Source organism: Planctomyces sp. SH-PL14, assembly GCF_001610835.1.
Lineage (GTDB): Bacteria > Planctomycetota > Planctomycetia > Planctomycetales > Planctomycetaceae > Planctomyces_A.
In genome coordinates this window covers 2,491,755-2,505,494 of the sequence record NZ_CP011270.1, presented here as the reverse complement: position 1 = coordinate 2,505,494, position 13,740 = coordinate 2,491,755, and the positions used below count along the sequence as shown (strand labels likewise).

Genomic DNA, 13,740 nt, shown 5'->3' with positions numbered 1-13,740 from the left:
CTGAAAGGTGCCGAGCCCGGCGTCTGAAGCGCCCGGCTGATTATCCGTCCGCTTTCCCCTTCTCGTACACAGGTTCCGTCGCATCGGTGGCCGCGTTCGCGCCCCCGGGTGGACCTCGCCATCCCGTCTCGTTGGAACAAGGGAGTTTCCCCATGATACCGATCAAGAAAGCGATGATCTGGAGCGTCGCCGCCGCGCTCTCGTTGAGTCAGGCCGCCCCCGTGACGTTTGCCGACGACTCCAACGATCCTTCGGGTGACTCGGACAAGCCCGCCGCGAAAGTCGAGTCCCGCGAGGACAAGGCAGGAGCGGGCGCTAAAGGAGACAAGCCCGGTCCGCGGCCGCTGAAGCACCAGCGGCTCATCGAGGTCCCGGGGCCGCAGGGAGGGTTCATCGTCCTGCAGGTCCCGGATACGCCCGAGGCCGAAGCGGTCGTCCGGATGGTCGAGGCTCAGCTTCAGCAGCAGGGACGTCCGGAGGCTCCGCCGTCGAAGCACGCGCTGGGAGTGATGGTCCGTCCGCTGGGCGAAGAAACCCGCCGTGTGCTTCCGGTCGATGACAACGCCGGCGTGGTTGTGCAGGAAGTCCTTCCGGAGGGGCCGGCCGCGAAGGCGGGGCTTGAGCCGAACGACGTCGTGACTCATCTCGACGGCAAGGTGATTGAGACTCCCGCTTCGCTGATGGAGGCGGTTGACGCTGTCGGGGAGAAAGAGGTCGAGATCGCTTATCTCCGCAAGGGGGAGAAGCTGACGGCGAAGATCACTCCGCTGCTGCGGGAGAAGGTGGTTCCCGAGGCGGAGCGGAAGCCGGCTGTCAGTGAAGGTGGTGATGCGAAGGCGGGTCCTGATGGACGGCCGGTCGATGAGGCGCTGAAGGCGTGGCGGGATCATGCCCGTCGTGAGGGGCGGTTTCCTCCGGGCTTCTCGATGACGCATATGGGACCGGGGTTCGTGGCGGGTCCTCCGGCGTCGGCGGAGCAGGTCGACAAGTTGCAGAAGTCGATCGATAAGCTCAGTGAGCAGGTGGAGACGTTGCGTAAGGAAGTGGAGACGCTGCGCGGCGCGGGTAAGTAGTTCTGGACATTTCGCCGTCCCTCCTCAGCCGGGGCGATCCTTGAAAGAGGGTCGTCCCGGTTTGTTTTTGCGCGGACTCACCTCTTTGTTTGAACCACGTCCTTGCCGGCGCAGCTTCCATAGTTCAAACCCAACGTGCCACGGCAGCCAGGGGTCAAGGGGGCCACGCCCCCTTGCCGCCGGAGGCACTCCTGTGAGGAACCGTGGGACACAACGGATGTCCCCTTTGTGGTCCCCGCGTTGAGGACTCCCCCACACCACACCGCTGGCTTTGCAATCCCCGCGGGTGAGGTGAGGGGGCATACGGCACGTTGTCCGCGCTTGGACACTCGCTCCTTCAGATATCTCTCGACGAGAGGGCCTCCGGCGGGCAAGGGGGCGTGGCCCCCTTGCATCCCCCACCAGGGTCGCCCCTGGACCCGGTGGGTTGGGAGGCACGATTCGAGCGGATACGCTTTCTCTCTCGGTCCCCTCGTTGCGTCTCCTCGGATCCTGCCAGCATGTCCGCTGCTCCCCTCTCCACCGAATCCCCTCTCCTCGTCGAAACTGCCGGCGGCATCACCCGCCTCACCCTCAACCGCCCCGCCCGACGCAACGCCCTCTCCCGCGAACTCATCGCCGCCCTCGACGCCGCCCTCGAAAAGACAGCCGCCGATCCCGAATCCCGAGTCGTCATCCTCGCCGCCGCCGGACCCGTCTTCTGCTCCGGCCACGACCTCGGCGAGATGACCGGACGCAACGAAGCGGAATACCACAGCATCTTCGAAGCCTGCAGCCGAATGATGCTCCGCCTCCGCCAGATCCCCCAACCGGTCATCGCCCGCGTCCAGGGCGTCGCCACCGCGGCGGGCTGCCAGCTCGCCGCCGCCTGCGACCTCATCGTCGCCGTCGAAGAAGCGGTCTTCGCCACCCCCGGAGTCAAGATCGGCCTCTTCTGCACCACACCAATGGTCCCCATCGTCCGCAGCCTCCCTGCCAAAGTGGCGATGGAAATGCTCCTCACCGGCATCCCGATCACCGCCCGCCGGGCTCACGAACTCGGGATGGTCAACCGCGTCGTCCCGGCCGACCAGCTCGACACCGCCATCGAAGAACTCACCCGCCCCATCCTCGCCACCAGCCGCCTCACGGTGGAGATCGGCAAGACCGCGTTCCACGATCAATACGCCCTCTCCGAGTCTGAGGCCTACCAGCGCGCGGTCGACGTCATGACCGGCAACGCCATGACCCACGACGCCCAGGAAGGGATGGCCGCCTTCCTGCAGAAGCGCACGCCGGACTGGAAAAACCGGTAGTGGCAAGGAGAGTCCGGCCTGAAGACGCCCTGGCACTCCGACCGAGCCTCTTCCTCTTTGCATTCCCCGCGGAAACGAAAGCGAACCGATGTCCCTGCCCGGTTTTGACGAGCTCTTCCGGACCGCCGACGAAAAGCGACCGCAGGTCCCCGTCGCAGCCGCCGGCGGCGCCGACCCGACCGTGATCGAAGCCCTGGCCATCGCGGCAGAGCGAGGCTGGGTCCGCCCGGTTCTCTCGGGCCCTCGCGACGAGATCGATCAGGTCGCCGCGTCAGTCGGGCGGGACACCTCGACCTGGACTGTCATCAGCGGCGACGAGAACCCCGCCGTCGGCGCGGTCCGGGAGATCCGTGAGGGGCGGGCCCGGATCCTCATGAAGGGCCAGATCTCGACCCCCGACCTCATGAAAGCGGTCCTCGACAAGACCGCGGGGCTGCGGACCGGCCGGGTCATCGGCCAGGTCGTCCTGATGGAGATCCCCCGCGACGGCCGGCGGTTCCTGATGACCGACACCGGCGTCACGACCGCCCCGACGCTCGAGCAGAAGCAGGACCTTCTCCGGAGTTCAACCACAATCGCCCGCAGCCTCGGCTGCGCGTCGCCGCGAGTCGCGGTCATGTCCGCCACCGAGAAGCCGACGCCCGCCCTGCCGGATACCCAGGAAGCGGTGGAGCTCGCCCGTCTCGGCGGAGCGGGCGAGTTCGGCGACTGCGTGGTCGAGGGCCCTCTCTCGTTCGACCTCGCCTACTCAACGACCGCAGCCAGCCGGAAGAAAGTCGGCGGCGAGGTGACCGGCGGGGCGGATGTCCTGCTGTTCCCCGACCTCCTCTCGGCCAACCTGACGGTGAAAGGGATCATGTACACCGCCGACTGCCGCTTCGGGGGGATCCTCTGCGGCGCCGCCTGCCCCATCGTGTTCATGTCCCGCGCCGACGACGTCGAAACCCGCCTCCGGTCGCTCGCCTATGCGTTGAGGGCCTGCGACTGAATCACTCTCGCTCCGGAACGCTCTCGCCATTTTCGAGCCATTCCAGATGCGTCATCGCCCAGGACAGACCCACGCCGAATCCCGCCAGGACCATGTGATCGCCTGATCGGAAACGTCCTCGTCGTCTCAAGCGATCAATGAGAATCGGGAGCGATGCGTTCGCCGTGTTTCCCACATCTTCCATGTCGATCGGACACTGCTGCTCAGTCAGCCCGAGCTGCGTCCGCAGCTTGTCCAGCATGAATCCGCTGGCCTGATGCAGCAGGAAGTGTCGCACTTCGTCCCAACGAATTTCTTCCCGCGCCACGAGCTCCTGAAGGCAGTTGCGGACGGTTGCGATGGTGAACGAGAAGACTTCCGGACCGTTCATCCAGACCCGCGGACGGCTCGACTCGCCTTCCCCCCCCGCCTGGGTCGCGGACCGCGCGGCACCACCCTTCACGATCAGATGCTCGGCTCCAGCGCCGTCGGTCCCCAGAACCGTACCGCCGATCCTCGCCAGCGCTCCGGACGGTTCGCGGGTCACCAGCGCCGCTCCAGCCCCGTCGCCGAACAGCGTTACGGTCGACAGATCACTCCGATCGCAGAAGCGGGAAAAGGTCTCGGCCGAAATCACAAGGACGTTCCGCCGGGCGCCGGATTCCACCAGCGATTTGGCGAGCCACAGGGAATACGTGAACCCGCTGCATCCAAGGGCCAGGTCCAATGCGGCACAGGTCGTCGGCAGTCCGAGCCGGTGCTGAAGCAGGCAGGCGGTCGCCGGCATCCAGTAGTCGGGAGAATGGCTGTTGAAGATCAGGCCGTCGATGGCCGGCCGTTCAATGGCTCCGCTCGCGAACAACCGCTCCGCCGCGAAATAGCCGAGGTCGGCTGCCGTCTCCTCAGGTCTGGCCAGCGCGCGGCGGCGGATCCCTGTCTTCCGGACGATGGTCTCGGCATTCCATCCGGGATTCTCGTCACACAGCGCGGAGACATCCTCCCTGTGGTCCGGAACGTGGCAGGCCAAGGCACCGAGGTAGACCATCTGTCTGTCGTCCGTGTTTCTGTTCATCGCATCGCGACCGGGGACTGATCCGACGGCGACCGTTCCGGTTCCAGCGACGGGACCGGCATTCCCAGTTGCTCTGCGACGTACCGCTGAATGCCGAACACGCGTTCTTCACGACAGCTGAGCACGCCGGGCGACGTGGCGTGACGCAGCCCCTTCTGCACGGGCGGCCAGCGGTCCACGTCCTCTTGCAGAATGCGCCGCCCCATTTTCAGAAAGACCACCATCGACAGGTCCTGGAGCATCCGGCCGGCAAGTCCCCAGTGAATCCTTCTGGGCACGAAGTTGTAAAACGTGATTCGGCTGCGCTCGGGACCGAGCGGCTCCACGGAGTTGAACGCGCGGAAGATATCGCCGAAGTAGAGCAGGTGATTCGGATAGACGTGCACGTGCGTAAAGCGTTTGAACGTCGGCTGCCGAATCAGGAGCCGTGTATAGACCCGAAACCCGAGCGACTCCAGCCCTTTCTCGCTTTCATAGGGGAGCAAGTCCCCGTAGCGCGAGTACGTCGGAGCCAGGTGGTGATCGTGCAGCTCTTCCGGGCGATAGTCCTGAAACGTGTTGGGATGCACCATCGGGACGTGATAGCTCTCGACGGCGTTCTCGACGATGACTTTCCAGTTGACGGGCGTCTCCATCTGCCAGGTGCTGATGTGCCGCAAGTCCTGATAGAACCGGCCGAACTCCTCCGCGAAGCCTCCCAATGACTCCTCGAAGGATGGGGCCCGGGAATCGAGATTCACGAACACCAGAGGGCCCGCCTGCTGGGCGCGGTAGGAAGCGAGGCACGTCCCCCCCACTTTAAAGCCCTTGAACGACCGGCCATCGGTCATCTTGGCGAGGCTGCCCGACTCGTCGTACTCCCAGCCGTGAATCTGGCACCGCAAAGTCGACCCGCACTGCGCCCCGCCCGGAACAATCTGTGAGTGCCGATGCGCGCAAACGTTCTTCAGCGCGTACAGCCGGCCGCCGCGGTTGAAGACCACGACCGGGACCCCGAGCACTTCCCCGGCGAACTGCGCGCCATCCTTGGCCACCTGGTCGGCGAGACAGAAGGGCTGCCACTGCCGTTCGAAGATCTCCGCCCGCTCCCTGGCGAACCAATCGGCGTCGGTGTACGCGGCCGGAGGCAACAGATGCGGCAGGCTGCCGGAGTTCACGAACATAGGAACGTTTCTTCAATCGCCGGGCGTCAGGTCGCGGTCACCGTCTCGAAACGATGACGGGGTTCTGTAAAGGCGAAATGAAGAGGTCTCCATTCCCATCCGGACATTCGCGGGGAAGTTCTCCGTTCGAAGAGAACGATTCCCGGCAGGCGTTCCCCCTCGCCATTCCTTAACAGAGCGGAGTTAACTCTGCCGTCTGCGAGCGAGCGGTCGTTCGATGGCCCCTGTTGTCTTGCCGGAGGATCCGTGAGCGGCTTTTTGGGTTTCGATCCGGAGTCCCTGGGAGCGCCGGAGCCCTGGCAGTTGGAACGGGTGCGAAAACTGAAATCCGGCGAGGCGGCCGCGGACATTCCCGTTCTCGACTTTGACGATCGCCCGCTGGGACGAGTCCTGACCCTGACCGCAACGCGGCCGGACCGCGAGCCACTCGTGGAGACGTTCGTCCGATGGAGAAACCAGATCCGAACGGGCTGGCTCGATCAGCGGCAGGTCACGCTGGAGGGGACTCGGCAATGGCTGGAGCACGCGCTGGGCGATGACCGCCGCCTCAACCGCCTGGTGTATGTCGGCGATGACCGCCTCATCGGCCGGACCGGGTTCGTCGATCTCGGCCGACGTGGAAACATGAGCGACGGCATTGTTCGCGGAGAGCGCGGGGGCGGGATGAATTTCATGCACTTCGTCAACTTTGCATGCATGGCCTGGGACTTCGAACACCTCGATCTGTCGACGATGTATTCGAAGGTCCTCGTCACGAATGACCTGGCCATGGAGTCGACCCGGACGCTGGGATATCGCATCCTGGGAGACGTGCCGCTCTACCGCGTCGAGACGGCCAGCGGGCCCGTCTTCACAGAGATTTCAACATCGGGGGCCGTTGCGACCGGGGAAATGCTCCGATACCTTGGCTGCGATCGACAGTGCTTTGAAGCGGCCCGGTTGCGGGCGTGGAAGTCCAGGAGTTTCAACGGTTTATGACTCGCAAAGTTTTTTTGTTGAAGCTGGACTCCCTGATGGAACGGCCCCCCGGAACGACCCGTCCGGACGAAGTTCTGGAGCAGATGGAAGCGTGGGATTCGCTGACCCTGATGGGCTTTATCGCGCTGGTCGACAGTGAGTTCAGTCAACGTGTCGCGGGGCCGCAGTTGGCCGCCTGCAAGACCGTCGACGACCTGATGAAGCTCGTTTCGGATCATCTCGCAGATTGACTTGTGGAGCGCCTCACCGGAAGCCGCAAATCAGGCTGCGCGACTCCTCGAGACCGGCGATCCTTCGACGAACCGTCGCAGAGACGGACTTTCCCCGGTCCCCGTAAAGAACAATGAAATGAGCGTCAGTCGGATTCGCGGAGTGCGGATGGCGGGATTGGCATCCGCCGTTCCACAGCGCATCGTACCGACCTCGGACTACGAAGCGGTTTTCGGGGCCGCGGAGATCGCCAAGGTGATTCGAGCCACCGGCGTGCAGCGCCGCCGGGTCGCTCCCGACGGGATGTGCACCTCGGATCTGTGCTTCGCCGCCGGGGAACGGCTGCTTGACGATCTCGGCTGGGAACGCGACTCCGTCGACTCTCTGGTGTTCGTCTCCCAGACGGCGGACTACGTGCTTCCGGCAACGAGCTGCCTGCTGCAGGACCGTCTGCGGCTTCCCACGACGTGCGCCGCGCTCGACCTGAATCTCGGCTGCTCCGGCTACATCTACGGCCTGTGGGTCGCTTCGCATCTGGTGGCATCCGGAGCCAGTCGCCGCTGCCTGCTGGCCGTGGGCGAAGTCGCCTCCCGGCGAATCGGTCCGCGGGATCGATCCGCCGTCATGCTCTTTGGCGACGCCGGGACCGTCACCGCTCTGGAACCGACCGAGGACCGGGAGACCTCCTGGACATTTGACCTGGGAACCGATGGATCCGGCGGAAAGCACCTGATCGTTCCGGCCGGCGGGACGCGACTTCTGCCGGGAGTCCAGAACGACGTCGTGCGAACCTACGACGACGGGAACCCGCGATCCCTCAACGACCTGTACATGAACGGGTCGGAAATCTTCCTGTTCACCCTGAATCGTGTTCCGCAACTGCTCTCCGGGATCGAACAGGCGGCGCAGGTCTCTCGCAACGAGGTCGATGCCTTCGTGTTTCATCAGGCCAATGAATTCATGCTGAAGCACCTGATGAAGAACATGGCTCTTCCGGCGGAGAAGGTCCCCCTGATCCTGAAAGACTACGGAAACACCTCGTCCGCCTCGATTCCGCTGGCGTTGACGGCGACGCTGGGAGAACGGTTGTCGCAGGAACCGCTGAACCTGATCCTGGCGGGGTTCGGCGTCGGCCTCTCCTGGGGGGCCGCGTCGCTCAAGACCGCAAACGTTGTCGTCCCGCCCATCGTGGAGGTGGACGAATCCGTGATTCAGGAACCGCTGTATTCGGTGCCGCAATGACAAATCCGATGGGGATGGCGGGGCGGACCGTCCTTGTGACCGGCGCTTCGTCGGGGATCGGACGGGCGGCGGCGATCCTCCTCAGCCGGGTCGGCGGTCGCGTCGTCCTCGTGGGGCGCGACCGGACGAGACTGGACGAAACACTCTCCGCCATGGAGGGGACGGGACATCTCGTTTTCGAAACCGATCTGCGCCAGGCGGACTCGATTCCGGCCTGGATGCACACCGTCGTCGCGGAGTCCGGTCCGCTCGACGGATTGGTGCATAGCGCGGGCAATCAGATCACCGTCCCGATCCGCGTCATGGACTCGCGGCTGTTTGACAAGCACATGGACATCAATGTCCATGCGGCCGGGATGCTGATCCGCGGATTCCAGCAGGCGGGGTGTTTCAATCCCGCGGGATCGAGCGTGGTGCTCCTAGCGTCGACCGCCGCTCTGGCGGGCGTTCCGGGCAACTCCGTGTATGCCGCCAGCAAGGGGGCCGTCATCTCCCTGGCCCGGGCCCTGGCGATGGAACTCGTTCCGAAGAAGATCCGGGTCAACTGCGTCGCCCCGGCTCTCGTGCGGACCGAGATGTTCGAGCGCTATCGGCAATCGGTCTCCGAGGAACAACGACAGCGCTACGAGGCGGTCCACCCCCTCGGCCTGGGCGAGCCGGAGGACGTCGCGAACGCGATCGTGTTCCTGCTGGCGGGGACGGGGCGATGGATCACCGGAACGACGCTCGTCGTCGATGGCGGCCTGACGGCACCGTGAGTCCCTTCCCGGCTCGTTCTCCCGGCTCCCCATGACACCTGATCCATCGACTGCGGCATCGGACGATTCTCCCGGCGTTCCGGAGGGGGTCGGTGGGAGCGATCGCAGCGTGACGGCCGGCCTGCCGCCGGACTGCTATTTCGATGAGTCGCTCCACGCTCGGGAGATGGAAGACATCTTTCGGAAGCAATGGATCTTTGTCGGTCTGAAGCGGCAGGTTTCCGGGCACCAGGATTATCTGGCTCGGACGATCGGCGGAGTGCCGATCGTGATCCAGAACTTCCACGGCGAGCTGCGGGCGCTGCACAATGTCTGTTCTCATCGCCACAGTCGGATCCGCACCGCGGATTCCGGTTGCGGTCCGCTGCAGTGTCCTTATCACGGGTGGACCTACGATGCGCGGGGCGTGCCGGTCGGGATTCCAGGCAACCGCGAGCACTTCGGCTTTTCGGAGGAACAGAAGGTCGAGCGGGCCCTTCGCCGGTTTGAACTGGAGCCGTGCGGCGAGTTTCTCTTTGTCCGGCTCTCGCCTGATGGAAACAGCCTGTCGGAGCACCTGGGATCGTACGCGGAACTGTTGTCGCACCTGAGCGAGCACTTCGGACAGACCGCCCCCATCGACGAGCAGTCGATCCCCTGGGAGACGAACTGGAAGATCGGAGTGGAGAGCGTGCTGGAGGCCTACCATGTGGCGACCGTCCACCACGATTCGTTTCAACCGTTGCTCGCGGCCACGCTGCATCACGAGCGCCAGGGAGATCACACCTCCACGATCTCCCTGCTCCGCGACGAGGTCTGCCAATGGTGGGACAAGGCGGCCCGCCGACTGAAGCTCCATCGCTCGCCCCGATTCGAGAACTACGATCACTTCTCGATCTTTCCGAATCTGGCCATCGGCTTGACGCGCGGGAGCCTGATGAGCCTCCAGACCTATGAACCGGTCACGGCGACCCGATCGGTGCTCCGCTACCAGATGCTCCTCGCGAACGTCCTCCCGGATATGCCGGTCGACGGGGCGGTCGCGCGTTCCGTGGCCGATTCGATCGTGGACTCCAACCGGACGATCCTGAGTGAGGATCGGGTCGCGTCTGAGCTTGCGCAGCAGGGGCTTCGGCATGCCTGCCGCCGGGCGACGCTGGGGATCAACGAAGGTCGAATCCGTGTCTTCCACGAGGCGCTCATCCGGCACAGTCCCGACCTCGGCAACCGTGCGTGAAGCTCCTGAGCCGCAGAGCCTGTTGTGCCGCAGCTTCAATCCGATGGCTCTTGAACCACGGAGGCACGCGGATCGCACCCGGCACGCCGGCCCAGGTCCAGCTCCAGGCACAGGGCCAGAGGGGTAGCCTGGCTCCGAGCGGCCGTGGCACGTCGGGTTTGCGCAACGGACATCGTGCCGGCAAGGACGCGGTTCGAAGCCAGGGGAGCCGTGATGGCGACCGTCAGCGGGCCCGTCGCAGCACGAACGGAAGGGCCACGTAGACGGCCAGGATGACGATCGCGTTGTAGCTCAGGAACGCAAGGGCGCCGCCCTCGATCCCCATCAGGCGGAACAGCTGGTCGCTGACGCTCAGCGTCGCCACCATGGCCCCGACCGGAATCGGCAGGACCGTCGTGATGAGGATGAACGGCACGACGACGAAGAGCTGCAGCCATCCCCCTTCGCCCTGGACAAGCCGCAGCGCCCGGCAGGCAAAGAAGAAGGCCGAAATCGCGAGCAGGTGCGTCACCAACGACAGACCCATCGTCGTCAGGAATACGGAGGGCCGCGCCGCCAGCCCCTGCAGGCCGCGTGAGAGTTCGAGCGCGATCCGCTTCGCCCGCTCGGTCGGGACGAGGCGAATCGCCGCGTCCCTGACGGACGACCTGAGAAGAATCCCGAGCAGGATCCAGAGCCCGACGGCGAACGCGATCGCCAGCAGGTGGAGGCGACCGAGCAGGAGGTTCGGCTCTCGAAGGACGACCCGATTGAGCGTCCCCATCAGAGCCGCCACGGTGAACAGCCCGGTCACGCCGATCAGCCGATCGATCAGCACCGACCCCATCGCGGCCGTTCGATCGGGGACCGTCGACGCGACGAGCCCCAGGAGGGCCAGGTCGTTCCCCGACGGCAGCGGCAGAAGCAGCTGCGACGCCCGTGCGAAGACCACGAGACGAACGGTGTCGAGATAGGCCAGCGACACGCCGGCGCTCTGAAGGACCGTTCGCCAGCGGAAGGACGCCACTGCCAGTTCGAAGAAGAGCAGGACCGTGCCACAGGCGAGGTCCCCCCAGTCGGCGCCCCGCGTCCAGACCTGCTCCAGCGCCCCGCGGTTCAGGTAGAGAGCGACGCCCACGACCGCCAACCCCGCCGCGAACGTCAGCGATCGCGTCATCGGTTCGGCATCCTCTCAGGTGGGCCGCGACGGGCCTCCGAGCCTGCGGTCGCGCCCGAGACCGGCGTCAAAGGGGACGGGGCGGGGGGCACGGGGGCGGCAGTCTGATCGGTCGATCATCGCGAAGTCAAGCAGCGCGCCCGGCGGCCGAAGTCGAACGTTCCGGCGACAAGACCGGTCCGCGACAAGTCGATTCCGCGGCCCTCGCCAGCCGGCGGATCGGAGCGGAATGACACGCTGCGAGCGGCCGGAATCTTTGCACGGCATTGGCGAGATATTAATGGCGGTGAAGCATTGTCTGACCCACGGAAAGAACGGCACGGAGCCGGCCCGAGACGGCCGGCAAGGTCTTCGAAACGTTCACAGCCATGCGGGAAGCTGCTTCGACGGGCGACGAAACGACCTTGACGGTCGTCATTCCCGTCTTCAATGAAGAAGACTGTCTGCCGGCGCTGTTGCAGCGGGTCCTGGCGATCCAGTCCCGCATGCCGAACTGCCGCCTTGAGCTGCTGTTCGTGAACGACGGATCGGTCGACCGGACCGGCGTGCTTCTCGAAGAGGCGGCGGCGGCGCATTGCCACGTGAAAGTCGTGCAGTTCAGCCGCAACTTCGGTCACCAGGCAGCGGTGACCGCGGGGATCGATCACGCTGATGGCGACTTCGTCTGCATCATCGACGCCGACCTGCAGGATCCCCCGGAAGTCATTCCGGACATGCTGGCGCTGGCCCTCGAAGGGCATGACCTCGTCTACGGCAAGCGGCGAAGCCGGTCGGGCGAAACCCTGTTCAAGAAGGCGACCGCCGCGATCTTCTACCGGATGCTGCGGCGGATCTGCCGCGTCGACATCCCGGCAGACGCGGGGGACTTCCGGCTCATGAGTCGCTCCGTCGTCCTGGCCGTGCGCCAGATGCGGGAGACGCACCGTTTCATTCGCGGCATGGTGGCGTGGGTCGGATTCAAGAGCGCGCCGTACGTATACGATCGGCAAGAGCGGCACGCGGGGACGACGAAGTACCCGCTGTTCAAGATGGTCCGCTTCGCGACCGACGCCATCCTCTCGTTCTCGAACCTGCCGCTGCGGATCTCGACCTATCTCGGGCTGGGGATGACGACGCTCACGCTCTTCGGGATGGTCCTCGTCGCCTGCCTGCGGCTTTTCACGCCGTGGACCGTCCCTGGAATTTCGGCCGTGCTGTTCGTGGTCCTGCTCATCGGCGGGGTCCAGTTCCTGATCCTGGGGATCATGGGAGAGTACATCTCGCGGATCTTCGAACAGGACAAGGACCGCCCGCTGTATCTGATCGCCACCACCTCGAATCTGAAGTCACGGTGACAGGCGACCATGTTCTCGACTCTCTCCAAATCGACGCTGGCCCAGGCCGCCCTCTTTCAGGACGCCCCGGTCTACGTGCAGTTCTATATCACGGCCCGCTGCAACCTGACGTGCCAGCAGTGCAACATCATCTACGCCAACTCGGACGTGCGGGAATGCACGCTCGATGAGGTGAAGCGGATCGCCGACAACTTCCAGGCGATGAAGGTGGCGATGGTCCTCCTGACGGGGGGGGAGCCGTTCGCCCGGACCGATCTTCCGGAGATCATCGAGGCCTTCGAGTCCCGCGGCGTCCACGTCCGGATGCAGACGAACGGCCTGGCGAGCGACGAGACGATCCAGCGGGTCATCGAGAAGGGGGGACGGGACATCTCGATCTCGCTCGACTCGCTCTGGCCCGGCAATCAGGACGACATCAACGGCGGGTTTCGCAAGTCCTGGTACGCGGCGCTGCGGGCGATGGCGTCGTTCATGCAGCACCTGCCGCGGGAGAAGAGCTTCGCATCGCTCGGCTGCGTCCTCCAGCGGGACAACGTCGGCGACATCGAGGACGTGATCCGCTTCGGCACGGAGATCGGCTGGCTCACGTCGCTCGTCCCGATCCACGTGACGACGCTCGACAAACCGATGAGCTTCCGGACTTTCGATCAGTCCAAGCGGTGGCGGCCGGAGGAACTGCCGGTCGTGAACGCCCTGGTCGAGCGGGTCCGGACGATGCGGCGGGAGGGCTACCTCCTGTACGACAGCGACCAGTATCTCGACGACATCCTGCGGTTCGTCGCTGACCAGCCGACGACGTGGCGGACGAAGAACGGCGGCGTCTGCGACAGTCCGAACCTGTATTTCGCGGTCTTGCCCAACGGAGCCTTCGCCCCCTGCTGCGACCTCCGCCTGGCAGGCCCCAAGGTCTTCACATACGCCGCAGACTTTCCGCGTGTCTACCGCGACAGCGTCTTCCGGGAGCGGGTCCGCGAGGTGACCGGGGCCTGCTCCGGCTGCATGTACGGCAGCTATCCCGAGATGACGATTTCGATGCGGTACCTCGCGGCGAAGTGGGATCGGGTCAAACTGTTTCTCGCCGCGCCCCCCAGGAAGCCGTGGCCCGTGAGCTACGACGACCTGGTCGCCAAGGCCGAACGGATCCGCACCGAGGCGCGGGACCGCATCGCCCTGCCGTCGAGTCCCCAGCATCTGACGTTGACGAGTACCGACGCCGATTCCGCGGCCATCGCCTGAGCGCCTCGCTCGGCCATCGCCGCGGCCCATTCCTCCGTCC

General features: G+C 65.2%; 13 protein-coding genes. 10 read left to right on the top strand and 3 right to left on the bottom strand.

Annotated elements, in window-relative coordinates:
- Nucleotides 1-152: 152 nt before the first annotated feature.
- The 3 genes from VT03_RS09810 to VT03_RS09800 all read left to right on the top strand — a co-directional run bounded on the left by VT03_RS09810 (nucleotide 153) and on the right by VT03_RS09800 (nucleotide 3,356).
- Complete coding sequence (locus tag VT03_RS09810) at nucleotides 153-1,073, top strand: S1C family serine protease (RefSeq protein WP_075092812.1); 921 nt, start codon at nucleotides 153-155, stop codon at nucleotides 1,071-1,073.
- Nucleotides 1,074-1,573: 500 nt separating this feature from the next.
- Nucleotides 1,574-2,368 carry an enoyl-CoA hydratase gene (locus tag VT03_RS09805; RefSeq protein WP_075092811.1) on the top strand — a complete coding sequence of 265 codons (795 nt, stop codon included), beginning with the start codon at nucleotides 1,574-1,576 and terminating at the stop codon, nucleotides 2,366-2,368.
- Between the two features lie 88 nt (nucleotides 2,369-2,456).
- Entirely contained in the window at nucleotides 2,457-3,356 is a 900-nt protein-coding gene (locus VT03_RS09800) for a phosphate acyltransferase (protein ID WP_082846094.1), read from the top strand.
- A 1-nt stretch (nucleotide 3,357) separates the two neighbouring features.
- On the opposite strand, the gene VT03_RS09795 is transcribed toward VT03_RS09800, so the two are convergent.
- Both VT03_RS09795 and VT03_RS09790 read right to left on the bottom strand, forming a co-directional pair.
- On the bottom strand, nucleotides 3,358-4,380 hold the full coding sequence (locus VT03_RS09795; protein ID WP_075097036.1) for a 3-oxoacyl-ACP synthase III family protein: 1,023 nt from the start codon (nucleotides 4,378-4,380) through the stop codon (nucleotides 3,358-3,360).
- A 23-nt stretch (nucleotides 4,381-4,403) separates the two neighbouring features.
- A complete protein-coding gene (locus VT03_RS09790) occupies nucleotides 4,404-5,570 on the bottom strand; it encodes an aromatic ring-hydroxylating oxygenase subunit alpha (protein WP_075092810.1) in 1,167 nt (388 codons plus the stop codon).
- Nucleotides 5,571-5,816: 246 nt separating this feature from the next.
- On the opposite strand from VT03_RS09790, the gene VT03_RS09785 reads away from it, so the two are divergent.
- The 5 genes from VT03_RS09785 to VT03_RS09765 all read left to right on the top strand — a co-directional run bounded on the left by VT03_RS09785 (nucleotide 5,817) and on the right by VT03_RS09765 (nucleotide 9,974).
- Nucleotides 5,817-6,548, top strand: a complete 732-nt coding sequence (locus tag VT03_RS09785) for a hypothetical protein (RefSeq protein ID WP_156514377.1) — start codon at nucleotides 5,817-5,819, stop codon at nucleotides 6,546-6,548.
- Nucleotides 6,545-6,778, top strand: a complete 234-nt coding sequence (locus VT03_RS09780) for a hypothetical protein (protein WP_075092808.1) — start codon at nucleotides 6,545-6,547, stop codon at nucleotides 6,776-6,778. The genes VT03_RS09785 and VT03_RS09780 overlap by 4 nt, the downstream gene beginning before the upstream one ends.
- Nucleotides 6,779-6,896: 118 nt before the next feature.
- A complete protein-coding gene (locus VT03_RS09775; RefSeq protein WP_075092807.1) occupies nucleotides 6,897-8,000 on the top strand; it encodes a ketoacyl-ACP synthase III in 1,104 nt (367 codons plus the stop codon).
- Nucleotides 7,997-8,758: an SDR family NAD(P)-dependent oxidoreductase gene (locus VT03_RS09770; protein WP_075092806.1), complete on the top strand. Its 762-nt coding sequence runs from the start codon at nucleotides 7,997-7,999 to the stop codon at nucleotides 8,756-8,758. The genes VT03_RS09775 and VT03_RS09770 overlap by 4 nt, the downstream gene beginning before the upstream one ends.
- Nucleotides 8,759-8,867: 109 nt before the next feature.
- Nucleotides 8,868-9,974, top strand: coding sequence for an aromatic ring-hydroxylating oxygenase subunit alpha (locus VT03_RS09765; protein WP_075092805.1), 1,107 nt, complete (start codon nucleotides 8,868-8,870; stop codon nucleotides 9,972-9,974).
- Nucleotides 9,975-10,197: 223 nt separating this feature from the next.
- Here the strand turns inward: VT03_RS09765 and VT03_RS09760 are convergent, their stop codons facing one another.
- Nucleotides 10,198-11,130, bottom strand: coding sequence for a lysylphosphatidylglycerol synthase domain-containing protein (locus VT03_RS09760; protein WP_075092804.1), 933 nt, complete (start codon nucleotides 11,128-11,130; stop codon nucleotides 10,198-10,200).
- Nucleotides 11,131-11,498: 368 nt separating this feature from the next.
- On the opposite strand from VT03_RS09760, the gene VT03_RS09755 reads away from it, so the two are divergent.
- A complete protein-coding gene (locus tag VT03_RS09755) occupies nucleotides 11,499-12,464 on the top strand; it encodes a glycosyltransferase family 2 protein (protein WP_075092803.1) in 966 nt (321 codons plus the stop codon).
- 9 nt (nucleotides 12,465-12,473) lie between these two features.
- Nucleotides 12,474-13,700 carry a radical SAM protein gene (locus tag VT03_RS09750; RefSeq protein ID WP_075092802.1) on the top strand — a complete coding sequence of 409 codons (1,227 nt, stop codon included), beginning with the start codon at nucleotides 12,474-12,476 and terminating at the stop codon, nucleotides 13,698-13,700.
- Nucleotides 13,701-13,740: the final 40 nt, after the last annotated feature.